The sequence below is a fragment of the Streptosporangium sp. NPDC000509 genome, from assembly GCF_042898365.1.
Taxonomy (GTDB): Bacteria; Actinomycetota; Actinomycetes; order Streptosporangiales; family Streptosporangiaceae; genus Streptosporangium.
The window spans coordinates 131,933-156,717 of record NZ_JBIAYX010000022.1 but is presented as its reverse complement, the minus strand read 5'-3'; the positions used below and the strand labels follow the sequence as shown (position 1 = coordinate 156,717).

At 69.9% G+C, this 24,785-nt stretch carries 22 protein-coding genes; 2 read left to right on the top strand and 20 right to left on the bottom strand.

Annotation, left to right across the window (positions count from 1 at the left end; all coding sequences use genetic code 11):
- Window positions 1-637 precede the first annotated feature (637 nt).
- The 10 genes from tyrS to argC form a co-directional block, all read right to left on the bottom strand.
- Complete coding sequence (gene tyrS, locus ACFY3D_RS33405; protein ID WP_350949190.1) at window positions 638-1,906, bottom strand: tyrosine--tRNA ligase; 1,269 nt, start codon at window positions 1,904-1,906, stop codon at window positions 638-640.
- Window positions 1,907-2,047: 141 nt separating this feature from the next.
- A complete protein-coding gene (locus ACFY3D_RS33400) occupies window positions 2,048-2,680 on the bottom strand; it encodes a DNA-3-methyladenine glycosylase (RefSeq protein WP_389987011.1) in 633 nt (210 codons plus the stop codon).
- A complete protein-coding gene (gene argH, locus ACFY3D_RS33395) occupies window positions 2,680-4,077 on the bottom strand; it encodes an argininosuccinate lyase (protein WP_350949196.1) in 1,398 nt (465 codons plus the stop codon). The genes ACFY3D_RS33400 and argH overlap by 1 nt, the downstream gene beginning before the upstream one ends.
- A gap of 53 nt (window positions 4,078-4,130) precedes the next feature.
- Window positions 4,131-5,339: an argininosuccinate synthase gene (locus ACFY3D_RS33390; RefSeq protein WP_350949188.1), complete on the bottom strand. Its 1,209-nt coding sequence runs from the start codon at window positions 5,337-5,339 to the stop codon at window positions 4,131-4,133.
- Between the two features lie 67 nt (window positions 5,340-5,406).
- On the bottom strand, window positions 5,407-5,913 hold the full coding sequence (locus tag ACFY3D_RS33385) for an arginine repressor (RefSeq protein ID WP_350949187.1): 507 nt from the start codon (window positions 5,911-5,913) through the stop codon (window positions 5,407-5,409).
- Between the two features lie 5 nt (window positions 5,914-5,918).
- Window positions 5,919-6,920 (bottom strand): ornithine carbamoyltransferase, encoded by a 1,002-nt coding sequence (argF, locus tag ACFY3D_RS33380; RefSeq protein ID WP_389987009.1) that lies wholly within the window; start codon window positions 6,918-6,920, stop codon window positions 5,919-5,921.
- On the bottom strand, window positions 6,910-8,061 hold the full coding sequence (locus tag ACFY3D_RS33375) for an acetylornithine transaminase (protein ID WP_389987026.1): 1,152 nt from the start codon (window positions 8,059-8,061) through the stop codon (window positions 6,910-6,912). The genes argF and ACFY3D_RS33375 overlap by 11 nt, the downstream gene beginning before the upstream one ends.
- 56 nt (window positions 8,062-8,117) lie before the next feature.
- The gene (argB, locus tag ACFY3D_RS33370; protein ID WP_389987006.1) at window positions 8,118-9,080 is read right to left on the bottom strand and encodes an acetylglutamate kinase; all 963 of its coding nucleotides are present in this window, start codon (window positions 9,078-9,080) and stop codon (window positions 8,118-8,120) included.
- On the bottom strand, window positions 9,077-10,231 hold the full coding sequence (gene argJ, locus ACFY3D_RS33365; RefSeq protein WP_350949184.1) for a bifunctional glutamate N-acetyltransferase/amino-acid acetyltransferase ArgJ: 1,155 nt from the start codon (window positions 10,229-10,231) through the stop codon (window positions 9,077-9,079). The genes argB and argJ overlap by 4 nt, the downstream gene beginning before the upstream one ends.
- Window positions 10,228-11,250, bottom strand: coding sequence for an N-acetyl-gamma-glutamyl-phosphate reductase (gene argC / locus ACFY3D_RS33360; protein ID WP_389987001.1), 1,023 nt, complete (start codon window positions 11,248-11,250; stop codon window positions 10,228-10,230). Before argC ends, argJ begins: the two co-directional genes overlap by 4 nt.
- Window positions 11,251-11,523: 273 nt before the next feature.
- Here argC and ACFY3D_RS33355 point away from each other — a divergent pair, with 273 nt between their 5' ends.
- Window positions 11,524-13,185, top strand: coding sequence for a class I adenylate-forming enzyme family protein (locus ACFY3D_RS33355; RefSeq protein WP_389986998.1), 1,662 nt, complete (start codon window positions 11,524-11,526; stop codon window positions 13,183-13,185).
- A gap of 220 nt (window positions 13,186-13,405) precedes the next feature.
- On the top strand, window positions 13,406-14,659 hold the full coding sequence (locus tag ACFY3D_RS33350; protein ID WP_362905619.1) for an MFS transporter: 1,254 nt from the start codon (window positions 13,406-13,408) through the stop codon (window positions 14,657-14,659).
- A gap of 84 nt (window positions 14,660-14,743) precedes the next feature.
- Here ACFY3D_RS33350 and ACFY3D_RS33345 read toward each other — a convergent pair whose 3' ends face one another.
- The 10 genes from ACFY3D_RS33345 to mltG form a co-directional block, all read right to left on the bottom strand.
- Window positions 14,744-14,989 (bottom strand): hypothetical protein, encoded by a 246-nt coding sequence (locus ACFY3D_RS33345; protein ID WP_389986994.1) that lies wholly within the window; start codon window positions 14,987-14,989, stop codon window positions 14,744-14,746.
- Between the two features lie 159 nt (window positions 14,990-15,148).
- Entirely contained in the window at window positions 15,149-17,719 is a 2,571-nt protein-coding gene (locus tag ACFY3D_RS33340; RefSeq protein ID WP_389986991.1) for a phenylalanine--tRNA ligase subunit beta, read from the bottom strand.
- A complete protein-coding gene (gene pheS, locus ACFY3D_RS33335; RefSeq protein WP_350949194.1) occupies window positions 17,719-18,768 on the bottom strand; it encodes a phenylalanine--tRNA ligase subunit alpha in 1,050 nt (349 codons plus the stop codon). The genes ACFY3D_RS33340 and pheS overlap by 1 nt, the downstream gene beginning before the upstream one ends.
- A 121-nt stretch (window positions 18,769-18,889) precedes the next feature.
- Window positions 18,890-19,972, bottom strand: a complete 1,083-nt coding sequence (locus ACFY3D_RS33330) for an ATP-binding protein (RefSeq protein WP_350949177.1) — start codon at window positions 19,970-19,972, stop codon at window positions 18,890-18,892.
- A 79-nt stretch (window positions 19,973-20,051) separates the two neighbouring features.
- Window positions 20,052-20,867, bottom strand: a complete 816-nt coding sequence (locus ACFY3D_RS33325) for a TrmH family RNA methyltransferase (protein WP_389986988.1) — start codon at window positions 20,865-20,867, stop codon at window positions 20,052-20,054.
- 72 nt (window positions 20,868-20,939) lie between these two features.
- Entirely contained in the window at window positions 20,940-21,323 is a 384-nt protein-coding gene (gene rplT, locus ACFY3D_RS33320) for a 50S ribosomal protein L20 (protein WP_012892552.1), read from the bottom strand.
- A 24-nt stretch (window positions 21,324-21,347) separates the two neighbouring features.
- Window positions 21,348-21,542, bottom strand: coding sequence for a 50S ribosomal protein L35 (rpmI, locus tag ACFY3D_RS33315; RefSeq protein WP_362517752.1), 195 nt, complete (start codon window positions 21,540-21,542; stop codon window positions 21,348-21,350).
- A 130-nt stretch (window positions 21,543-21,672) separates the two neighbouring features.
- Window positions 21,673-22,326 (bottom strand): translation initiation factor IF-3, encoded by a 654-nt coding sequence (infC, locus tag ACFY3D_RS33310; RefSeq protein WP_350949193.1) that lies wholly within the window; start codon window positions 22,324-22,326, stop codon window positions 21,673-21,675.
- Between the two features lie 334 nt (window positions 22,327-22,660).
- On the bottom strand, window positions 22,661-23,485 hold the full coding sequence (locus tag ACFY3D_RS33305) for a shikimate dehydrogenase (RefSeq protein ID WP_389987023.1): 825 nt from the start codon (window positions 23,483-23,485) through the stop codon (window positions 22,661-22,663).
- Window positions 23,482-24,654: an endolytic transglycosylase MltG gene (mltG, locus tag ACFY3D_RS33300; protein WP_389986985.1), complete on the bottom strand. Its 1,173-nt coding sequence runs from the start codon at window positions 24,652-24,654 to the stop codon at window positions 23,482-23,484. The genes ACFY3D_RS33305 and mltG overlap by 4 nt, the downstream gene beginning before the upstream one ends.
- Window positions 24,655-24,785 lie beyond the last annotated feature (131 nt).

Here is a 24,785-nt window from a genome sequence, read left to right as displayed (position 1 = left end):
ACGGGGTTGTGCTTCATGCACTGGCTTTTAACACACTGTTGAGTTCTCAAGAAACGGACGCGTACACCATCACCCTGACCCGACCAACCGGTCCGGCAGAACTCCGGGGCGTTCCATTTCGTATTTCAACCGTACAAGCCTATCAAGATTGTGTCAAATTGCTGACCGGCAGCTGTATTGTCACAAAACCTGTAAACTCGCTAGGATTCTCTCCGCCTCGCTCTCGAGGCAACCCACTGAACCAACCCTGCCATCCAGGACGCAGCGAACTCAACCGGTTTTCCGGTGACCTACGCGGAGTCCGAACACTCAGGTTCGTTCAGGTGGAGTGGCCCTGGGCCCGTCCGCCGATCGGCGTCCGGCTCGCTCCGGGGCATTGAAAAGATTATGCGCCCTTCGAAGCATCGTCAAATCAGCCGCTCCCAACAAAACCGCAGGTCAGCGCGGTTGCTTAGGAAAACCAGGAGCGTTCGCTACCGGAACGTTACTCAACAAGACGGCCGGTATCCCGGCCGGAGCCGGACGCCGGCCGCTCGGGATCTTCCGCGTTGACCTGGCCAAAGGCCAGAAGCCAACAAAGACCGGGACAACGCGGAAGATCCACATCACACCAGCGTGCGGATGTGCGGAGGAAAAGTCAGGGCGCGAGAATCTCGACGCCGCCGACGGAACGCTTGCCACGGCGCAGCACCAGGAAGCGTCCGTGGAGCAGATCATCGGCGGACGGCACGTACGCCTCGTCGGTGACCTTGACGTTGTTGAGGTAGGCGCCCCCCTCCTTCACCGCTCGGCGCGCCTCCGACTTCGACTTGACCAGGCCACTCTCGGCGAGCAGGTCGACGAAGGACGCCCCCAAGGTGGGGACCTCCGCGCGCGGCACCTCGGCGAGGGCCTCCCCCAGCGTGCGCGCCGGCAGCTCCTGCAGGGAGCCCTGGCCGAACAGGGCCGCCGAGGCGGCGATCACCGCGGCGCACTCGTCGGCGCCGTGCAGCAGCGTGGTGAACTCCTCGGCGAGCGCCCGCTGCGCCTCGCGCCCGGCGGGCCGCTCGGCGGCGGCCTTCTCCAGCCCTTCGATCTCCTCACGGGACCGGAAGCTGTAGATCTTGAGGAATTTCACCACGTCACGGTCGTCCGCGTTCAGCCAGAACTGGTAGAACGCGTACGGGGAGGTCATCTCCGGGTTGAGCCAGACCGCGCCGCCGGCCGTCTTGCCGAACTTGGTCCCGTCGGCCTTGGTGATCAACGGCACGGTGAGGGCGTGCACGTGGCTGCCCGTCACCCGGCGGATGAGGTCGGTTCCCGCCGTGATGTTGCCCCACTGGTCGCTGCCACCGATCTGGAGCGTGCAGCCGTGGCGCCTGTTCAGCTCCAGGTAGTCGTTGGCCTGCAGGATCTGGTAGCTGAACTCGGTGTAGCTGAGCCCTTCTCCGCCCAGTCGGGCCGAGACCGACTCGCGGGCGAGCATCCGGTTGACCGGGAAGTGCTTGCCGACGTCGCGCAGGAAGTCGATCGCGGACATGCCCTCGGTCCAGTCGAGGTTGCTGACGAGGATCCCGGTCTTCTCGTCCGAGAAGTCAAGGAACTTCTCCACCTGGACGCGGATCCGCGCCACCCATTCGGCCACGACGTCGGAGGAGTTGAGCGAGCGCTCGGTGCTCCGCCCGCTGGGGTCGCCGATCAGGCCCGTCGCGCCTCCCACCAGGCCGATGGCCCGGTGGCCCGCCCGCTGGAGGCGGGTGAGGGTGAGTAGCGGGACCAGATTGCCGACGTGCAGGGAGGGGGCGGTCGGGTCGAAGCCGCAATAGACCGTGATCGGACCCTCGGCCATCGCCGCGCGCAGGGCGTCGATGTCGGTGGACTGCGCGATCAGGCCGCGCCAGGCGAGGTCATCCAGAATGTCGGTCACGATCCTTGCTTTCCAATGCTCGAAGGGACATTTAGCGCTCTCGTACACCCTGCCCGATCACGGCACCACCGCGCCACTCGAAACCCTTCTCGCGCCCCAGGACAGTCGGGAGAAAGATCGGCAGGGGAGAGCATGCGCGGCCTACCGCCGGCGCGGGACATGCGGGCGGTGGGGTGAGACCGTGGGCTCTCCGTCGATCCAGAAGCGCCACAACGTCTCCTTTCCTGACGAGACACCGGTGCGTGGTCCCGACAGGATGGATGACGCCTTGGCAGGTTCGCCCTCGATCACGGAGAGTGATCCCGGGGCACAGGCGTCGAGCCCGTTGTGCTCGCGGGTGAATCCGAGCGACACCGCCAGTCGCGCCGGCCCTCTGGCGAGATCGACCTCCCTGACGGGCTTGGTGCTTCCCGCGCTCCGGCGGGCCAGGGCGGTCTCCACGCCGGAGATCACCTCTCCGGCCCGCAACAGCACACCGGAGCCGATCATCTCGGGGAGGCACGTGAGGTTGGCGCAGAAGTGCATACCGTACGTGAAATAGACGTACAGGTGACCCGGTGGGCCGAACATCACCGCGTTACGTGGCGTCCGGCCCCGATAGGTGTGCGACGCGGGATCCTCACCCGGCAACCCGTAGGCCTCTACCTCGGTGAGCCGCAACGCGACCTGTCCGTGTACGAGCACCCGTCCCAGCAGGTCGGGGGCGACCTCGTGGGCGGGCCGGTCGAAGAAGCCGCGGGCCAGCGGCGTGTCGGACCGATCCTCGCCCCGCATCAGCTTCCGCTCGCCCAGGCGGCCTGAGCGTCGACGATCTCCCGCAGCGCGATGAGCTGGTCGCGGACCCGGTCGGGTGCCGTACCGCCGTGCGCCTTGCGGGCCGCCAGGGCGCCCGGCACCGAGAGGACCTCACGGGAGTCGGGTGTGAAGTGCGGTGAGACCTTGGCCAGCTCCTCGTCGGTGAGCTCGCCGAAGTCCTTGTCGTTGACCTGGCACCAGACGACCAGGTGCCCGACCGCCTCATGAGCCTCGCGGAAGGCGACCCCCCTGCGGACCAGCAGCTCGGCCAGGTCGGTGGCGAGCGCGAACCCGTCGGGGGCCGAGGCCTCCAGCTTGGCGGTGTTGACGCGCATGGTCGCGACGAGTCCGGCCATCGCGGGAAGGACCAGCAGCAGGCTGTCGACGGAGTCGAACACCGGCTCCTTGTCCTCCTGCAGGTCGCGGTTGTAGGTCAGCGGCAGGCCCTTGAGGGTCGTCAGCAGCGCCATGAGGTTGCCGATGAGACGGCCGCTCTTGCCTCGGGCCAGCTCGGCCACGTCGGGGTTCTTCTTCTGCGGCATGATCGACGAGCCGGTGGAGTAGGCGTCGTCCATCTCGATCCAGCGGAACTCCTGCGAGGCCCACAGGACGATCTCCTCGCCCAGCCGCGACAGGTGCACGCCGATCATCGCCGCGTCGAACAGGAACTCGGCGGCGAAGTCGCGGTCGGCGACCGCGTCCATCGAGTTGGGCGCGGCGGAGTCGAAACCGAGCTCTCCGGCCACGGCCCGGGGGTCGAGCGGCAGGGAGGACCCGGCCAGCGCCCCCGCTCCCAGCGGGGAGACGGCTGCGCGCCTGTCCCAGTCGCGCAGACGATCGATGTCGCGGGCGAAGGCGTGCACGTGCGCCAGGAGCTGGTGGCCGAAGGAGACCGGCTGCGCGTGCTGCAGGTGGGTCATACCGGGGGCCGCGGTCTCCGCGTGCTCCTCGGCCTGGCTCATCAGCGCGGTCTCCAGCTCCACCAGCCTGGACACGATGTGCCTGACGTGGTCGCGGAGGTAGAGCCGTAGGTCGGTGGCGACCTGGTCGTTGCGACTGCGACCGGCCCGGAGCTTGCCTCCGAGCGTGCCGAGGCGTTCCAGCAGGCCGCGCTCCAGTGCGGTGTGGACGTCCTCGTCGGCGACGGTCGGCCGGAACTCGCCCGCCTTGCAGGCGCGCTCCAGGTCGTCCAGGGCGCCGATCATGCGCGCCAGCTCGTCGTCGCTCAGCAGGTTCGCGCGGTGCAGCACCCTGGCGTGCGCGCGCGAGGCCATCAGGTCGTACGGCACCAACCGCCAGTCGAAGTGCACGCTCACCGAGAGCCTGGTCAGCGCGTCGGCCGGACCTCCTTCGAACCGGCCGCCCCAGAGCCGCATGGGCTTGCCACCATCAGTCACCGTTGTTCTCCCTCCCAGTTCAATCCGCGACCTTAGCCCAATCGGACCGGTCGGGCGTCACGGGCGGAGGCAATCTTGGAGGGCAGGCTCCACAGCTCGACGAATCCCCTGGCGAGGGACTGGTCGAAGGTGTCGCCGGTGTCGTAGGTGGCGAGGTTGAAGTCGTACAGCGACGCCTCGGAGCGGCGCCCGGTCACGGTGGCCCGGCCGCCGTGCAGGGTCATCCTGATCTCGCCGGTGACGTGCTCCTGTGCCTCGGCGATGAAGGTGTCGAGGGCCTTCTTGAGCGGGGAGAACCAGAGGCCGTCGTAGACGAGTTCGCCCCAGCGCTGGTCCACCGACCGCTTGAAGCGGGCGAGGTCGCGTTCGACGGTGACGTTCTCCAGCTCCATGTGGGCGGTGATCAGGGCGATGGCGCCCGGCGCCTCGTAGACCTCTCGGGACTTGATGCCGACGAGCCGGTCCTCGACCATGTCGAGGCGGCCGACGCCCTGGGCGCCCGCGCGGCGGTTGAGCTCCTCGATGATCCGGAACGGGGTGAGGTGACGCCCGTCCAGCGCCACGGGGACGCCCTTGACGAAGCTGATGATGACCTCGTCCGCGTCGCGCGGCTGTGCCGGGTCGGCGGTGTAGGCGTAGATGTCCTCGATCGGGCCGTTCCAGATGTCCTCGAGGAAGCCGGTCTCGATGGCCCTGCCCCAGATGTTCTGGTCGATGGAGTACGGGTTCTTGCTGGACGTCTCGATCGGCAGGTTCTTCTTCTCGGCGTAGGCGATCGCCTTGTCCCGGGTCCACGCGTAGTCGCGGGCGGGGGCGATGACCTTGAGCTCGGGGTACAGGGCGGCCAGGCCGGCCTCGAAGCGGACCTGGTCGTTACCCTTGCCGGTGCAGCCGTGCGAGACGTGCGTGCCGCCGAACTCCTTCGCCGCCGCGGCCAGGTGCTTGACGATCAGCGGCCGCGACAGGGCGGAGACCAGGGGGTAGCGGTCCATGTAGAGGGCGTTGGCCTGCAGGGCGGGCACGCAGAAGTCGGTGGCGAACTCCTCGCGGGCGTCCACGACGACGGACTCCACGGCGCCGCAGTCGATGGCGCGCTTGCGGATGACCTCCATGTCCTCGCCGCCCTGACCGACGTCCACGGCGACCGCGACGACCTCGGCACCGGTCTTCTCGGCGAGGAAGGGAATGGCAACGGAGGTGTCGAGTCCTCCGGAGAATGCGAGTACGACCCGGTCGGTCATGATGGATATCTCCAAGATCTTGTTGGCACAGGAGTCAGATGTTGCCAGGGATGACCGCCTGAGCAGGCTAAATACGTCGGTCGGCGTGCCGCAGCAATCCCTCGGCGACAGCTGCCCCGCCCATCGGGTCGCGGCTGATGACGAGAATCGTGTCGTCTCCCGCGACGGTGCCCAGGATGGACTCCCAGTCGGCGTGGTCGATGGCGGAGGCGAGGAACTGCGCGGCGCCCGGCGGCGTACGGACGATGACCAGGTTGGCGGAGGCCTCGGCGGAGACGAGGAGTTCCTCCGCGAACCTGCTGAGCCTGGCGGCGGGTGACTCTCCGGTGCCGAGCCTGGCGAGCCCTATCCGGCCGCCGCCCTCCCCTGGCAGGGCGTAGACCAGGGAGCCGTCCTCGGCGCGCAGCTTGAGCGCGCCGAGTTCGTCCAGGTCGCGGGAGAGGGTGGCCTGGGTGACCTCGACACCGCTCTCCAGCAGGAGTTTGGCCAGTTCGGGCTGGGATCTGACCGGTTGCCGCTGCAGGAGGTCGGCGATCCGTGCCTGGCGGGCGACCTTGGTCATCGGGATCGTCACACGGATCACCCGCCTCCGCGCGTGTCACCCGCGAGGTCGGCGTTCCGGGACCCGTCGCGGCCCGCCATCGAGACCAGCCAGTACAGCAGGGCCTTCTGGGCGTGCAGCCGGTTTTCCGCCTGGTCCCACACCAGGCTCCGCGGGCCGTCGAGGACCTCGGCGGAGATCTCCAGGTCGCGATAGGCGGGCAGGCAGTGCAGGACGACGGCGCCGGGGGCGGCCCGGCTCATCAGCGCGGCGTTGACCTGGTACGGCATGAGGTCGGCGATCCGCTGTTCCTTGCCGTCCTGGCCCATGGAGACCCAGGTGTCGGTGGCGATCACGTCCGCGCCCGCGGCGGCCTCGGCCGGGTCGGCGAGGACGGCGACGGATCCGCCGGTCTCGGCGGCGACCTCGCCGGCCCGCCGAAGGATCTCGGCGTCCGGCAGGTATCCGGCGGGGGTGGCGATCCGCACGTGCATGCCGGCGACGGCCCCGCCGAGCAGGTAGGAGTGGGCCATGTTGTTGGCCCCGTCTCCGAAGTAGGCCAGGGTGAGCCCCGCCGTCCTGCCGAAGTGCTCCCGCACGGTCTGCAGGTCGGCGAGGATCTGGCAGGGGTGGAACTCGTCGGTGAGGGCGTTGACCACCGGCACCGAGGACGCCGAGGCCATGGCCTCGATCCTCTCCTGGCCCGAGGTGCGCCACACGATCGCGCCCACCTGGCGTTCCAGGACTCGGGCGGTGTCCTCGATCGACTCGCCCCGGCCCATTTGGGAGGATCCGGCGTCGAGGATGAGGGGGAGCCCGCCGAGCTCGCCGATACCGACCGCGAAGGAGACGCGGGTGCGGGTGGAGTGCTTGTCGAAGAGGACGGCGACGGTCTGCGGGCCCTCGAAGGGGCGGTAGGCGTAGCGGTCCTTCTTCACGGCCTCGGCCAGGTCGAGCACCTGTGCCTGCTCTGCGGGCGAGAGGTCGTCGTCCCTCAGGAAGTGCCTGACGTGCGCCTGTCCGGCGAGGTTACTGGGCATCTGCGGCCTCGTCGAGGATGGCGGGAAGGGCGGCCACGAAGGCCGCGACCTGGGCGGATGTGATCACCAGCGGGGGCGCGAGCCGTACCGCGTCGGGCTGGAGGGCGTTGACCAGGAAGCCCGCGCGCTGCGCGGCGGCCTGGACCTGGGCGGAGCGGTTATCACTCAGCACGACGGCCCGCCACAGCCCCCGGCCGCGGACACCGGCGAGCAGCGGGTGGTCGATCGCGGCGATGCCCTCCACGAGTTCGGCGCCGAGGGTGCGGACGTGCTCCAGCAGGCCGTCCCTGTCGATGGTGTCGAGGACGGCGAGCGCGGCGGCGGCGGAGACGGGGTTTCCGCCGAAGGTGGAGCCGTGGTCTCCCTGGGCGAAGACGGTGGCCGCCGCGCCGAAGCCGACGCAGGCGCCGATCGGCATGCCGCCGCCGAGGCCCTTGGCCAGGGTGAGCACGTCGGGCAGGATGCCCTCGTGCTGGTGGGCGAACCAGTGCCCGGTGCGGCCGATCGCCGACTGGATCTCGTCGGCGACGAGCAGCGCGCCGGTGGCGTCGCAGATCTCCCTCGCGGCCGTGAAGTAGCCCTCGGGCGGGGGCACGACGCCCGCTTCGCCCTGGGTGGGTTCGAGGAAGACCGCCGCGCATTCGCCGGTGACCGCGTTCTTGAGCGCGTCCGCGTCACCGTAGGGGACGAAGCGGACATCGATCGAGAACGGGCCGAACTGGTCGCGGATCGAGGGCTTGCCGGTCAGGGCGAGCGCGCCGAGGGTACGGCCGTGGAAGGCGTTCTCCGCGGCCACGAAGTAGGTGCGGCCGTTCGACTTGCCGTACTTGAGGGAGAGCTTCAGCGCGGCCTCGTTGGCCTCGGTACCGGAGTTGCTGAGGAACACCTTGGCCGGGGCTTTGAGCAGGCCGATCAGACGCTCGGCGAGCAGCACCTCGGGCTCGTGCAGGAAGAGGTTGCTGGTGTGGGCGAGCGTGGCGACCTGACGGGAGACGGCCTCCACCAGCGCGGGATGGGCGTGGCCGAGCGAGCTGACCGCGATGCCGCCGATCAGGTCGAGATACTCGCGGCCGTCGACGTCCCAGACCCTCGCGCCCTCGCCTCGGGCCAGCGCCAACGGGGGCACGCCGTAGTTGGCCATGAAGGCGGCCTCGAAGCGCCTGGCGAGCGCCTCTCCGGTGGGGCTTTCCTGCGTGCTCACTCGTCGTTCCCCTTCAGCTGGGCGGGGGCCTCGGGCCGCCGCCTGACCGGCTCCGGCGCGGCCGCCGCCTCGGCGGCGTCCGGCAGCACCATGGTTCCTATGCCCTCGTCGGTGAAGATCTCCAGCAGCACCGAGTGGGGCACCCTGCCGTCGAGCACGTGGGCCCGTGGCACGCCGCCCTGGACGGCGGTCAGGCAGGCCTCCATCTTGGGGATCATGCCGCTGGACAGGCTCGGCAGGAGCTTCTCCAGCTCGGTGGCGGACAGCTGCTCGATGATCTCGTTCTCGTCGGTGCCGGGGCGCCAGTCGCGGTACAGGCCCTCGACGTCGGTCAGGACGATCAGCTTGGAGGCCTGGAGCGCCACGGCGAGCGCGGCGGCGGCGGTGTCGGCGTTGACGTTGTAGACGGTGCCGTCGTCGCTGCGCGCGACCGAGGAGATCACCGGGATCCGTCCGTCGTCCAGCAGCGCCCGCACGGCTCCGGCCTCGACCTTGACGATGTCGCCGACCTGGCCGATGTCGACGCCGACGCCGTCGACGACGGCGTGCTTGCGTACGGCGGTGAACAGGTGGGCGTCCTCACCGGACATGCCGATCGCGAACGGCCCGTGCCGGTTGATCAGGCCGACCACGTCGCGGTTGACCTGGCCGACGAGGACCATCCTGACGACCTGCATGGCCTCGGGGGTGGTGACCCTGAGCCCCGCGGTGAAGGTGGACTCGATGCCGAGGAGGTCGAGCTGGGCGTTGATCTGCGGCCCTCCCCCGTGCACGATCACCGGCTTGAGCCCGGCGTAGCGCAGGAAGACGACGTCGGCGGCGAACTTCTCGCGAAGGTGCTCCTCGGTCATCGCGTTGCCGCCGTACTTGATGACGACGGTCGCGCCGTGGAAACTCGCGAGCCAGGGCAGGGCCTCGATCAGCGTGGTGGCCTTCGTCAGTGCCTCGACGCGCCTCATGTGGAGTACGCCGAGTTCTCGTGGACGTACTCCGCGGTGAGGTCGGTGGTGTGGATCGTCGCCGAATGCGGTCCCGCCGACAGGTCGATGGTGATCGTCACCTCGCGCGGGGTGAGGTCGACCTTGGAGCGGTCGTCGCCCGCGGCGCCGCCCCTGCAGATCCAGATGCCGTTCATCGCCACGTTGAGCCTGTCGGGTTCGAACACGGCGTCGGTGGTGCCGACGGCCGACAACACCCGGCCCCAGTTGGGGTCCTCGCCGTAGATGGCGCACTTGAAGAGGTTGGAGCGGGAAACGGCGCGGCCGACGGTGACCGCGTCGTCCTCGGAGGCGGCTCCGACGACCTCGATGGCGATCGCCTTGGAGGCGCCCTCGGCGTCCATCAGCAGCTGGCGGGCGAGGTCGGCGCAGACGGCGAGAAGCACCTGCTCGAACTCGGCGAGGTCGGGAACGACCCCGGAGGCGCCGCTGGCCAGGAGCAGCACGGTGTCGTTGGTGGACATGCAGCCGTCGGCGTCGAGGCGGTCGAAGGTGACCCGCGTCACCTTACGGAGCACCTCGTCGAGGTGCTCGGCGGGCAGGTCCGCGTCGGTGGTGATCACCGACAGCATGGTGGCGAGGCCGGGGGCGAGCATGCCCGCGCCCTTCGCCATGCCACCGACCATGTAGCCGCCCTCGCCTTTTCTGAAGGAGATCTTCGAAACGGTGTCGGTGGTGCGGATGGCGTCGGCGGCGGCCAGGCCACCGTCCCTGGCGAGCTGGGAGACCGCGAGGTCGACCCCGGCCAGCAGCGAGTCCATCGGCAGCCGCTCGCCGATCAGGCCGGTGGAACAGACCGCGATCTCCCCCGCCGAGTCTCCCAGTGCTTCGGCGACCTTCTCCGCGGTGGCGTGGGTGTCCTGGAAGCCGAGCGGCCCGGTGCAGGCGTTGGCGCCGCCGGAGTTGAGGACGACGGCGTGGACCCGGCCTCCGGCCAGCACCTGGGCGGACCACAGGACCGGCGCGGCCTTCACCCGGTTGCTGGTGAAGACCCCGGCCGCGGCGCGCGAGGGGCCGTCGTTAACGATCAGTGCCAGGTCGCGGTCGGCGCTGGACTTGATCCCGGCGTCGACACCCGACGCCCGGAAGCCGAGAGGTGCGGTCACGCTCATGGGGCGACTCCATTGAGAGGTAGGCCGAACTCTTCCGGCAGGCCGAGGGCGAGATTGGCGCTCTGGATCGCGCCTCCGGCCGTGCCCTTGGTGAGGTTGTCGATGGCGACGACGGCGACGACGCGACCCGCGCGCTCGTCCAGGACGACCTGGAGAGCGGCGGTGTTGGCGCCGAGGGTCATCGAGGTCGCGGGCCACTGGCCCTCGGGGAGCAGCCGCAGGAACGGCTCGTCCTTGGTGGCGGTCTCGTACGCCTCGCGCAGGACCGCCGGGGTGAGGCCGGGCCTGGCGGGGGCGGTGCAGGTGGCGAGGATGCCGCGGCTCATCGGTGCCAGCACGGGGGTGAAGGAGACGGTGACCGGCTCACCCGCCAGGGGCGAGAGGTTCTGCTCCATCTCCGGGGTGTGCCGGTGGACGCCGCCGACACCGTACGCGCTGGCGGAGCCCATCACCTCGCTGCCCAGGAGGTTCGGCTTGGGCGCCCTGCCGGCCCCGCTGGTGCCGCTGGCGGCGACCACCACCACGTCGGGGCCGACGAGTCCGGCGGCGAAGGCGGGGAACATGGCCAGGGTGACGGCCGTCGGGTAGCACCCCGGCACGGCGATCCTCCGGGTGGCGCGCAGCTCCTCGCGTCGCCCCGGCAGCTCGGGCAGCCCGTAGGGCCAGGTGCCCGCGTGGACGCCACCGTAGAAGTGCTCCCAGGCGGCGGGGTCGGCGAGCCGGAAGTCGGCGCCGCAGTCGACCACGAGGGTGCCGTCGCCGAGCCGCTCGGCGACGGCGGCCGACTGCCCGTGCGGCAGGGCGAGGAAGACGAGGTCGTGGCCGCCGAGGGTCTCGGGAGCGGTCTCCAGCAGGATCCTGTCGGCCAGCGGGGCCAGGTGTGGCTGGTGGGCGCCGAGGGCGGTGCCCGCGCTTGAGGCCGCCGTCAGCGCGCCGATCTCGATGCCGGGGTGGGACAGCAGCAGGCGCAGGAGCTCACCTCCGGCGTAACCGCTGGCACCCGCGATCGCCGCTCTCATCCGACCCCTCTCGGTTTATGCATATTCATGCACTACTTCTCATGGACTTACTAGAAAGATTATGCATCTTGAAGGATTGCCATGCAAGCCCGGCGAGGGCGACGGGCTTCCAGGCTCAGAAATACCCCACCCAGGCTGAAAGATCAGAAAATCACGCTTCGCGACTTGTGAATACGGGCACGAGGCCATCGGTCATGTTTCGGCCCTGTTGCACGTACCTACCGGTCGGTATCGTGACGTTTCCGGCCCCTCGTCCTCCGGGAGTGCGAACGCATGACTGTCACCCATGACCAGCTCCAGGCCCGGCTCACCGCACCGGGGCAGCTTTTCGAGACGGAAGAGATCCTCAGCCACGGCGGGACCGTCAAAACCTGGAAGCACGCGCCCCGCGACTTCCGGGCACTTCTCGAGACGAGCAGGTTCCACGGCGACAAGGTCTTCCTGGCGTACGAGGACGAACGCATCACCTACGAGGAGCACTACCGGCTGGCCGCCTCGCTCGCGCGACGCCTGGTGGACGACTACGGCGTGGTCAAGGGCGACCGGGTGGCCATCGCCATGCGCAACTACCCCGAATGGGTGATCGCCTTCTCGGCCGCGCTGGCCGCGGGGGCGATAGCCGTGCCGCTCAACGCGTGGTGGACGCCGCAGGAGCTGGAGTACGGGCTTTCCGACTCGGGGGCCAAGGTGCTGATCGCCGACGGAGAACGGGCGGCCGGGCTCGCCGGGCCCGGCCCGGCGCTCATCGTGACCCGCGGCGAGACACCCGAGGGCGCCCGCTCCTTCGAGGACGTGCTGGGCGAGGTGGAGGCGGACGTGACGCTGCCACCGGTCGACCTCTCCCCCGAGGACCCGGCGACGATCTTCTACACCTCCGGCACCACCGGCCGCCCCAAGGGCGCGCTCGGCAGCCACCGCAACCTCGGGCAGTCGCCGATGACCGTCGCCTACGGCATGTACCGGGGCGCGATCAGGGCGGGCAAGGATCCGGGTGAGACCTCGGGGCAGCGGCGGATCACCCTGCTCACCGTGCCGCTCTTCCACGCCACCGGCTGCTTCGCGGTGCTGACCACCACCATGTTCAGCGGGGGTGGCCTGGTGCTGATGTACAAGTGGGACCCGGGCCGCGCGCTGGAGCTGATCGAGCGCGAGCGGATCACCGGTCTCACCGGCGTCCCCACCAACGTGTGGCAGCTCCTGTCGCACCCCGACCTGGGCAAGTACGACATCTCCAGCCTCAGCGGCCTCGGGTACGGCGGCGCCCCCGCCCCGCCGAAACTGCTGGAGCGCATCACCGAGCAGCTGCCCAACCGCTCCTCCTCCAACGGGTACGGCATGACCGAGACCACCGCGCTCGCCATCAGCAACACCGGAGCCGACTACCTGGCCAAACCCGACAGCATCGGCCTGCCGATGGCCGTGGTCGAGGTGCGGATCGCCGACCCGGGCGGCCGCGAGGTGCCGGTCGGCGCGGTCGGCGAACTCTGCCTGCGCGGCCCGAACGTCATCCTGGGCTACTGGAACCGGCCCGAGGCCACCGCGGAGACCATCGTCGACGGATGGCTGCACACCGGAGACCTCGCCAGGGTGGACGAGGAGGGGTTCGTGTTCATCGTGGACCGGGCCAAGGACATGGTCATCCGCGGCGGCGAGAACGTCTACTGCGCCGAGGTCGAGGCCGCACTGTTCGAACACCCGGCGGTCGAGGACGCCGCGGTGATAGGAATCCCTCACGAGGAACTGGGCGAGGAGGTCGGCGCGGTGCTCCGCCTGTCGTCCCCGGCGAGCGACGAGGAACTGCGGGCCTTCCTGCGCGAGCGGATCGCCCCCTTCAAGATCCCGGTCAGGTTCTGGGTGCGCGAGACGGAGCTCCCCCGCAACCCCGGCGGCAAGATCCTCAAGACCCGCCTGCGCCAGGAGGTCCTCAACCTCTGACACACTGCTCCGCACCCGCAGGAGACCTCCCGGGGGGCCACATCCGGCCGGGCGCCCGTCGCCATCGCCTTCCCCGCGTCGGAAACGGTTTTCCGATACCCCATCCCGACGGTGACCTGTTCGGAAAATGGTTTGCCCTCGCACAGGTCACCGTCGACACTGACTGCTCGTGCCGGAAAACGCCGATCGACCGATCAAATCCCTGCTTCGCCGTCTGGCGATGGATCTCAGCCCCCTGCGCGACTCGCGTGACTTCCGGCTGCTCTTCGGCTCCGGCGTCATCACGATGTTCGGCACCTTCCTGACACTGGTCGCGGTCCCGCTGCAGATGAAGGAGCTCACCGGCTCCTACCTGGCGGTCGGCCTGGTCAGCGTGGCCGAGTTCGTCCCGATGGTGGTGTGCGGGCTCTGGGGCGGGGCGATCGCCGACGCCCTCGACCGACGCAAGATCATTCTCCTCACCGAGGTGGGCCTCTGCCTCACGGTCGCGATCCTGACCCTCAACGCGCTGCTGCCGAAACCACAGGTCTGGGTGCTGTACGTGGTCGGCGCGCTCTCGGCCGGGCTGGGCAGCCTGCAGCGGCCCAGCCTGGAGGCGCTGCTGCCGCGCGTGGTCAGGCACGACCAGCTGACCGCGGCCGCCGCCCTCAGCGCCTTCCGGTGGAACCTGGGCGCCATCGTCGCCCCGGGCCTCAGCGGCCTGATCGCGGCCTGGTTCGGCGTCGCCGCCGCGTACGGCATCAACGTCGTGACCTTCCTTGCCTCCCTGGTCCTGCTCTGGATGGTCCGGGCCCAGCCGCGCTCGGAGGACAGTCCCGAAGCCTCGATCGGTTCCCTGATCGAGGGGGTCCGCTACGCCGTGGGCCGCTCCGACCTGATGGGCACCTATCTGGTCGACATCGCCGCGATGATCTTCGCGTTCTCCACCGCGCTGTATCCGTTCCTCGCCGACGAACTGGGCGCCCCCGAGGCTCTCGGACTCTTCTTCTCCGCCTCCGCCATCGGCTCGCTGATCGCCTCGGTCACCTCCGGATGGACCGCGCACGTGCACCGGCACGGCCTCGGCGTGATCGTCGCGGCGGCCGTGTGGGGGGTGGCGGTGGCGCTGGCGGCGCTGATGCCCAACGTCTGGGGCATCTTCGCCTTCCTGGCCGTGGCCGGAGCCGCCGACATGATCAGCGGTGTCTTCCGCTCGACCATCTGGAACCAGACCATCCCCGACGAGTTCCGCGGCCGTCTGGCGGGGATCGAGCTGCTCTCCTACACCAGCGGTCCGATGCTCGGCAATGCCAGGGCCGGCCTGATGGCCCAGCTCGGCGGCACCCGCTTCTCCCTGGGCGCCGGCGGGCTGCTGTGCGTCGGCGCGGTGGCCGCGATGGCCGCGCTGCTGCCGAGGTTCCGCACCTACGACGCCCGCACCGACGAGCACGCGGTCAGGGAGCGCGCCCGCCGCGAGGAGGCCGCCCGCGCCTGAGGCGGGCTCCGCCATACCGGCCAGACGTCTCGGACGCCGCGGGCCCCGCCCCTCCTGGCGGGAGTCCACGGCCGGGGCCGCGTCTCACCCGCTCTCGAGCCAGCCCTCGTACCTCTCGGCCAGCGCCTCCAGCCGGGTAACCCCCTCCGGCGGCAGCGCGCCGGAAGGGTCTTCTACGACCACCAGCCACTGAGCGTCCTCGGCGTCGTCCTCGCCCGCGAGGGTCTCCCTCACCACCTCGGGCACCCCGATCACCGGGAACTCCCCTGCCACGCTCTCGGCGACCTCCTTGGCCGCGTCACGCTCGGCGAACACCAACAGATGCCTCATCATCCCCTCCTCCCGGGGAAAGCTCTTCTCCGCTCCGGGCAGGCGATCCACCCCGAGCGACCGCCGAGTATGCCATCGCCACCCCCCAGAAAACAGACATCCCAGCCCGATACGGCGAAAAGGGGGCCCGGGGCACGCCCCGAGCCCCCTGTGAACCGGTCAGGCTCCGCGCTGTCGCGCCCCGGTGCGCTCCCCCGCCAGAGCCACGGCCGCGTCACGGGCCGCGGTGGTCTCCTCCACGGTGAGTGTCCGGTCGGACGCCCGGAAGCGCAGCGAGTAGGCGAGGGACTTTCCGCCCTCGCCGACCTGGGCGCCGGTGTAGACGTCGAACAGCCGGATCGACTCCAGCAGCGGGCCCGCGCCCTCGCGCAGCGCCGCCTCCACCGCGGCCACCGGGGTCGCCGCGTCGACGATGAGCGCGACGTCCTGGCTCGCGACAGGGTAGGCGGAGATCGCCGGAGCCTGCGGCGAACCGGCGGCGAGCGACTCCAGCCGGGTCAGCTCCAGCTCCATCGCGCAGGTGCGCGGCGGCAGGCCGTACGCCTCGACGACGCGCGGGTGCAGCTCACCGGCGTGACCGACGAGCACGTCACCGGCGTACAGCGCGGCGCAACGACCAGGGTGCCAGGGTTCGTGCCGGTCCGCGCGGACCTCAAGGGTGACGCCGGCCTCCGCGGCCACCACGCGGGCCGCCTCGACGGCGTCCGCCCAGCCGGCCGGGCGACCCTTGCCCCACCAGCCGGACGGCTCGAACTCTCCGGCCAGCACGACCCCGACCCGAAGCGGCTGGGCGGGCAGCGCGGACTCGATCGAGGCGAGCTCCTCCGGGCTCGGCCTGCGGTCGACGCCCAGCACGGGAGCGACGGAGGGCACGTCGGACGAGGGCCGGTAGACCAGACCCGCCTCGAACAGCGCCACGTCGCCGAACCCCCGGCCCACGTTGCGTACCAGCGTCTTGAGCAGGCCGGGCAGCAGGGTCGTCCGCATCAGCGGCTCGTCCTCGCTGAGCGGGTTGGCCAGCCTTGCGGCCACGCGGCGCGCGTCGTCGGCGGGCAGCTGCAGGTTGTCGAGATCGTGCTCCCCGGTGAAGGGGTAGGCGAGGATCTCGACGTATCCCGCGGCGGCCAGGGCGCGGCCCACCCTGCGGCGCAGGCGCTGGCTCTCACTGAGACCGGCGCCCGCGGGGGCGGCGGGCAGGATCGAGGGCAGGTTCTCGTAGCCCTCCAGCCTGATGACCTCCTCGGCGAGGTCGTTCGGGTCGGTCAGGTCGGGCCGCCACGAGGGTGGGGTGACCGCCAGCATGTCGTCACCGGTGACCGCGAGTTTCGCGGCGATTCCGGCGGAGGCCGGGTCGCCCGTGGCGGCGGTGCCGCCTGCCGTGCCACTCGTCACCGATCCGGTCGCGGTGGCGGAGCTCTCCACCGTGCAGCCGACCTGCTCCAGGCGGCGGATCACCGTCTCGCGGTCGTAGGCGGCGCCCGCGACCCTGCCCGGGTAGCCGCTCGGGACGGCGATGTGGACCGGTTCGACCTCCACCTCGGCGTGGGTGACGCCCGGCTGGATCGTACCGCCGCCGAGCTCGGCCAGCAGCTCCGCCGCACGCCAGGAGGCGTACAGCGGGAGCTCCCTGTCGACGCCCCGCTCGAAGCGCTTGGACGCCTCGCTCACCAGGTTGTGCCGGCGCGACATGCGCGCGGTGCCGCTGGCGGAGAAGTGGGCCGCCTCGATCACGATGTCGGTGGAGGTGTCGGAGATCTCGGTGTGCAGGCCGCCCATGGTGCCGGCCATCGAGATCGCGCCCGACCCGTCGGTGATCAGGATGTCGTCCGGGTGGAGCTTTCGGACCACGTGGTCCAGCGTCTCCAGCGTCTCGTCCGGCTCGGCCCTGCGCACCACGATCTCGCCGGTCAGCTTGGCCGCGTCGAAGGCGTGCAGCGGCTGGCCCATCTCCAGCATGACGTAGTTGGTGACGTCGACGGCGAGCGAGACCGGGCGCATACCGGCACGGGAGAGCCGGGCGCGCATCCACAGCGGACTCTGCGCCGACGGGTCGAACCCGCGGATCTCGCGAAGCACGAAGCGGTCGCAGGCCGACGGGTCGGCGATCGAGGCCGGATAGGACGGGTCCGACGCGGCGGGCGGGGAGACGTCGGCGGGGTCGATGAACGCCGAGTCGAAGGCGGTGGCGGCCTCGCGGGCCACACCCCTGATCGAGAGGGCGTAGCCGATGTCCGGAGTGATCTCCAGCTCGAGCACGTCGTCACGCAGGCCGAGCAGCTCGACCACGTCCGCGCCGATCGGGGTGCCGGCGGGCAGCACGAGGATGCCGGGTGAGGAGTCGGCCATGCCGAGCTCCGCCTCCGAGCAGATCATGCCGTCGGACAGGCGCCCATAGGTCTTGCGCGAGGCGATCTCGAATCCGCCGGGCAGCACGGCGCCGGGCAGCGCGACCGGAACGCGGTCGCCGGCCTCGAAGTTGGTCGCGCCGCAGACGATCTCACGTGGCGCGGCCTCGCCCACCTCGACCTGACAGTGGCGGATGGGCTTCTTGAAACCCTCCAGCGTCTCGAAGGAGATCACCTCGCCCACGACGACGTTCTTGATGTCGTGACCGTAGGAGGTGACGGATTCGAGCTTGAGCCCGGCGGCGGTGAGCTTCTCGGCGATCTCGTGCGCCGTGACGGCGGGGAGATCGACATACTCCCGCAGCCATGAAAGCGGGACCTTCATCAGATCTCCATTCCGAAGGGAAGCGTGAAGCGGACGTCTCCCTCGACCATGTCGCGCATGTCCTCGACGTTGTGACGGAACATCAGGGTGCGCTCGACGCCCATGCCGAAGGCGAAGCCGCTGTAGCGGGCGGGGTCGACGCCGCAGGCGACGAGCACCCGCGGGTTGACCATGCCGCAGCCGCCCCACTCGATCCAGCCCTCCGACTTACAGGTGCGGCAGTACGGGTTGCCCGGCAGCGCGGAGGCGCCGCGGCAGACGAAGCACTTCAGGTCCATCTCGGCGGAAGGCTCGGTGAACGGGAAGTAGTTGGGCCGGAAGCGGGTGGTGATGCCCTCACCGAACATCACCTCGGCGAACCGGTCGAGGGTGCCCTTGAGGTGGGCCATGGTCAGGCCCTCGTCGATCGCCAGCCCCTCGACCTGATGGAAGACCGGGGTGTGGGTGGCGTCGAGCTCGTCGGTGCGGAACACCTTGCCCGGCGAGATCACGTAGACCGGGAGCTCCCGGGTGAGCAGCGCGCGGATCTGGACGGGAGAGGTCTGGGTGCGCAGCACCTTGCCGGAGTCGACGGACTCCACGAAGAAGGTGTCGTGCTCCGAGCGCGCCGGGTGGTCGGGAGAGATGTTCAGCGCGTCGAAGTTAAACCACTCCCCCTCCAGCTCTGGCCCCTCCGCCACCTCGTAGCCCATCGCGACGAAGGCGTCGGCGATGCGCTCCTGAAGGGTGGTGAGCGGATGCCTGGCGCCGCGGGGAGCGCGGGTGGAGGGCAGCGTGACGTCGACGGTCTCCTCGACGAGGACCCGCTCGTCGCGCTCGGCCTCCAGCTGTGCCTGCCGCTCGGCGAGGGCGTCGGCGACCGCCCGGCGGGCGCCGCCGATGCGCTTGCCCGCCTCGGAGCGGGCCGCCGGAGGCAGTGCGCCGATCTCACGGTTGGCCAGGGCGATCGGCGAGCGGTCACCGGCGTGCGCGAGACGCACCTGCTTGAGTTCTTCGAGGTCGCGCGCCGCCTTGATGGCGTCGAGCGCTTCGGCCTGCATGCGCGCCATCTCGTCGGCGTGCAGCGGGGTCACCTCGACCGGGTCGTAGTTTGACAAGAGAGAGCTCCGAATCCAGGGCTTGAGCGGCCATGAGTCTAGTCGGGTAAGCCCACCGGGCCGACATTCGCGATCAGGCGAAGTCGGGGGTGCCGGTGGGCACCATAAATCGAAACTCGGCGCCGCCCTCGGGCCCGCGCTGCACGGAGATGGTGCCGCCGTGAGCCTCGATCAGCCCCTTGACGATGAACAGGCCGAGCCCGGTGCCACCCCGGCGGCGGGCGTTGCCCCGCCAGAACTGCCGGAAGACGCGCGTGACCAGCTCGGGCGGGATGCCCTCCCCCTGGTCGCGGACGGACACGCTCACTCCCCATTCACTCGGCTCGACGACTATTGTCACCGTACCGCGCCCGTGCCGCACCGCGTTTTCCATCAGGTTGGCGAGCACCTGATCGATCTTGTCCTGGTCGAGCCAGGTCTCGGGCAGCTCACCGCGCACCTGGAGCACGAAGCGGTCCTCCGGCTCGCCCGCGGCCACCCGGCCCGCGATGATCCTGGAGATCCTGGCCGGGACGTCGACCACCTGGCGGTGGATCTCCAGCCGCCCCGACTCGATGCGCGACACGTCGAGCAACTCGGTGATCAGCCGGGTCACCCGGTCGGCGTCGGCGTTGACGGTCTCCAGCATGACGAGCTTCTGATCGTCGGTGAAGCGGGTCCACTTGGCCAGCAGGGTCGCGGTGAACCCCTTGACGCTGGTCAGCGGGGAGCGGAGCTCGTGGGCGACGGTGGAGACCAGGTCGGCGCGGCTGCGCTCCAGGCGGGCGCGTGCCCCGGCGTCGCGCAACGTGATGACCACCCGGACGACCGCGCCACCCCGCCTGGGCTCGCGCACCAGCCGGGCGGCCACCAGCAGCTCCTGGCCGCCGGAGGTGCGCAGCGGCAGCTCGGGCTGGCGGGCCCGGCTGGACAGGCCGCCGTAGGGGTCGAACCACTTCCACCAGTCGCGCCCGTCGTGGTCGTGGAAGGAGAACACGTCGCGCAGGTGCCGCCCCGCGGCCCGCTCGCGGGTGACGCCGGTCAGGCGGGCCGCGGACCGGTTGACGGTGAGCACGCGGCCGTCACCGTCGGTCACCACGAGGCCGTCGGGAAGCTCGTCGACGTCGATCACAGAAGCGGCCTCGGTGCTCCGCTCACCGGTGTGTTCGCCGTGCACGACCCCGCCTCCTCGACGCTACATCGCCGACAATAGCGGGTTTCTCACGCCGTACGGCAGCCTCGCCGGGCGGGCGGCGTCACCCGGGGCCGGGGCCGGTGCGCTGAGAACGGGCAGATGCGTACAGACAGACCGCGGCGGCGGTCGCGAGGTTCAGGCTCTCCGCCCGCCCGTAGATGGGAACCCGGACGACCTCGTCCGCCAGCTTCAGGATCTCCTCGGGGAGCCCCCACGCCTCGTTACCGAAGATCCAGGCCGTCGGGCCTGACAGGTCCACGTCGTCCAGGGTCTGCCTGCCCGCGCCGTCGGCGGCGAGCACCCGCAGCCCGGCCCCCTTCAGGTGCTCCACCGCCCGCGCCACCGGGACGCCCGTGGTGACGGGAAGGTGGAACAGGCTGCCGGCGCTCGCCCGCACGCACTTGCCGTTGTAGGGGTCGACCGAGGCGTCGGTGAAAAGGACGGAGTCGGCGCCCGCGGCGTCGGCCGTACGCAGCACGGTGCCCGCGTTGCCGGGATCACGGACGTGGGCCAGCACCGCCACCAGGGTGGAGCCGGAGACGACGGAGGTGTTCAGGGGCACGTGCACGAAGCGGCACACGGCCAGCAACCCCTGGGGGGTGACGGTCTGGGCCAGTTCGGCCATCACCTCGCCACTGGCCCGATGGACGGGCACCCCCGCGGCGGTGGCGGCGGCGACGACGTCGGCGTGACGCGACTCGGCCTCGGCCGTGGCGAACAACTCCACCACGACCCCGTCCAGCGCCAGCGCCTCGCGGACCGCCTGCGGCCCCTCTGCCAGGAAGGAACGGTCGCGGTCCCTGAAGGCCCGCTTCGTCAGCCTCCGCGCGGCCTTGACCCGCGGTGACTTGATGTTGGTCAGCTCAGACCCGGCCATGCCCGTCCCCCAAGAATGCGAATGCGGCCCGCAGCGTCATCGCTGCGGGCCGCACGATCGTCAGTGCCTCGCTCAGCCGGCGACCGGCGCGTTCACGTCGGCGGGAAGCGCCTTCTTGGCGGCCTCCACCAGCGTCGCGAACGTGGCGGCGTCGTTGACCGCGAGGTCGGCGAGGATCTTGCGGTCGACCTCGATGGAGGCGAGCCGCAGGCCCTGGATGAGCCTGTTGTAGGTGATGCCGTTCTGGCGGGCAGCGGCGTTGATGCGCTGGATCCAGAGACGGCGGAAGGTGCCCTTGCGGTCCTTGCGGTCGCGGTAGGCGTACGTCATCGAGTGGAGCATCTGCTCCTTGGCCTTGCGGTACAGCCTGGATCGCTGACCCCGGTAGCCCTTCGCCCGCTCGAGAACGACCTTGCGCTTCTTCTTGGCGTTGATCGCCCGCTTCACGCGTGCCATGTGTATCTATCTCCCCGGGGGCGGTTACTTAGCGAGCAGCTTCTTGATCTTCTTGGCGTCGGCCTCGGAGAGCACGACCTCGGGCTTGAGACGACGCGTCAAGGTGGACGGCTTGTGCTCGTTGTAGTGCGCACGGTTGGCGCGGCGGCGCACAAGCTTGCCGGAACCCGTGAGCCTGAACCGCTTCTTCGCACCGCTGTGCGTCTTCATCTTCGGCATCTCAGCCGTCTCTCCCTCGATCGTGCCGATGTCCCGGGCCGGTAACCCAAGTCAAGGGCGTGCCTGACTACGAGACCGGACCCGGTCTCGGACTGATCTCGCGACTACCTGACGATCCAGGCTATGCGAGTTACTCCTGCGGAGCCGCCACCGCTCCGTTGACGGACACCTCGTCGTTGACGCGCGTCCCGTCCGCGGCCGATGACGCGTCCCCCGAAGGGTTCTCGTCATGTCGCGCCTTGGCGGCGGCCTTCTCGGCCTTGGCCTCGGCCTTCTTCTTGTGCGGCCCGATCACCATGATCATGTTTCGACCGTCCTGCTTGGGCTGGGACTCGACGAAGCCGAGCTCCGTCACGTCCTCCGCCAGCCGCTGCAGGAGCCGGAAGCCCAGCTCGGGCCGGGACTGCTCCCGCCCGCGGAACATGATGGTGACCTTGACCTTGTCGCCGGCCTTGAGGAACCGCACCACGTGACCCTTCTTGGTCTCGTAGTCGTGCGGATCGATCTTCGGCCGAAGCTTGATCTCCTTGATGATGGTGTACGCCTGGTTACGGCGCGCCTCACGTGCCTTCATCGCGGACTCGTACTTGAACTTGCCGTAGTCCATGAGCTTGCACACTGGCGGGCGAGCCGTTGCCGCGACCTCGACCAGGTCGAGGTCGGATTCTTGAGCCAGCTTCAAGGCGTCGCCGATGGAGACGATGCCCACCTGCTCGCCGTTCGGGCCGACGAGGCGGACCTCGGGCACGCGAATGCGGTCATTGATGCGGGGCTCGGCGCTGATGGGGCCTCCTAGGTTGCGATCCGCGGCCGTCCGGGAGGAGGCCGCAACATGCTCGATCGTGCCGGGAGGTCGTAGAACGCACACCCTGTCGAGGGCGTTCGAACGCAAGATGCCCCGCACGTCACGCATGCGGGGCCACATGAACTCGAAGGCTTCACGCCGTAAGCTCTGCCGGAGGTTTAACCCCGGTTGTGATCCTGACCTGTCAACCTTGCGGCCGACGAGGTGGGAGGACGACCTCCGCTTGCGCGTCCAGCAGGCACGCCGGACCGATCGAGTCGTTACTCTACCACAACAGCTCGCTCACACAGAATCATCCCGGCCCCGCGAGCGATCACTCCGCCGGGGCGGCACGCCTGACGATCTCGGCCTTACCCGCCTCGCGCATCGCCTCCACCGGCACGTCCGCGCGGCCGGTCATCATCTCGACCTGCCGGACCGCCTGGTGCAGGAGCATCGGGAAACCACCGACGACGATCCCGCCCCGCTCGGCCACGGCCGCGGCCAGGCGGGTGGGCCAGGGCGCGTAGACCACGTCGAAGAGAGCGGGCACGCCCGCCAACGTCCCGGCGAAGTCGTCGGCCACCCCGGAGGGCAGGGTCGAGACGACCAGGTCGACCTCGGTCGCGGTGTCGAGCTTGTCGAGGGTCCGCACCGACAGGTCCATGCCCAGCCGCTCGGCCACCCGGGTGGTCTCCCCCGCCCTGGCGGGGTCGCGGACCACGAGGATCGCCTCGTCCAGGCCCAGTTCGCGCAGGGCGGCGAGCGCGGAGGCCGCCGTCGCCCCGCCGCCCAGGACGGTCGCCGCACGTGGCGGGACCACGCCCGCCTCGGCGAGCGCCTGGACGATGCCGTACACGTCGGTGTTGTCCCCGTGCCGGACACCGTCGCGCAGGATCACGGTGTTGGCTCCGCCCACCTGGAGCGCGAGCTCGGAGACGGTGTCGAGCAGCGGCAGCACGGCCCGCTTGAGCGGCATCGTGAGCGAGAGCCCCGCCCAGTCGCCCTCCAGGCCGGCGAGGAGGGCGGGGAGTCCGGCCTCGTCGCACTCGATCGCCTCGTAGCACCAGTCGTGCAACCCCATGCCCTCGTAGGCGGCGCGGTGCAGGTGAGGGGAGAGCGAGTGGACGATCGGTGACCCCAGGACCGCCGCCCTCAGCACCCGTTCACCTTGTTCCTCTCGTACTCGGCCTTGAGCACGAAGAAGTCGGACTCCGCCGAGGCGAACTTGGTGACGCGCTTCGCCGGGCAGGTCGTCACGAACCAGACCCAGTCGCCCTTGGTGGGGTTGAGCGCCGCCTGGATCGCCTCGTCTCCCGGGTTGGCGATCGGGCCGGGAGGCAGCCCCAGGTGCTTGTAGGTGTTGTAGGGCGATTCGCTCTCAAGATCCTTGTGGGAGGCCTCGATGTTGTACTTGTTCAGCGCGTACATCACCGTGCTGTCCATCTCCAGCTTGCGGGGCGGGTTGCCGTCGAGCCGGTTGTAGATGACGCGGGCGACCTTACCCATGTCCTCCTTGGTGCCCGACTCGGCCTGGACGATGCTGGCGATCGTCATGATCTCGTGCGGGGTGTGCCCGAGAGCCTTCGCCTTGCCCCGCAGGTCGTCCTTGTCGGCGGTCTGGTTGAAGCGGTCGACCATCTTGGTCAGGATCTCCGAGGCCGTCATCTTGGGCGTGATCTCGTAGGTGGCCGGGAAGGCGTATCCCTCCAGCTTGCCCCTGGAGTAGGAGGGCAGGCCGAGCTCGCGGGTGTTTCTCGCGGCCTGCTGGAACTCCCGCAGGGGCTTGCCCGTCTGCTTGGCGAGCTGCTCAAGGGTGTCGCTCACGCGCAGTCCCTCCTTGAGGGTGACCCTCTCCCGCAGCCGCTTGTCCGGGTCGAGGAGCTTGACGGCCTCGGCGGCCGCCATCTGCTTGCGCATGGTGTATTCGCCCGGCTGCAGGGAGGAGGTCTTGCCCGCGGCGGCGACGGCGTTGACGAATGCCTTCACGCTCTTCACCACCCCCTGCTCCTCCAGGGTCTGGGCGATGTCGGAGGCGCTGTCGCCGTCCTTGATCTCCACGACGACCTCACCGGCCCCCTGACCGGCATAGTCGTCGGGGGTCATCACGTCGCGGACCCAGGTGTAGCCGTAGAAGCCGGCGGCGCCGACTCCGCCGATCAGGACGATGATCGCGAGCATGGGGGCGAGGAAGCCGCCCCGGTTACGGCGTCGCTTCCTGCGGCGGCCTCGGCGGCCCGAGTCGCGACCGGAGGACGCGTTGGAACCTCGGCGCGACCGACCTTCGTCGTCGGAGCCGACCAGGAAGTCCATATCGAGATCGTTCATAGAGGCGCTGGCCAATCTCCCGCTAGAGACGGCCTGGCGTCAAGCGGGTGTGCCGAACCGAAGGAGAGCACCCGGGAGGACGTCCCGGTGCTTCGGGAGTCGTCGTCCGATCCGCGAGTGCGGGTCGCCGC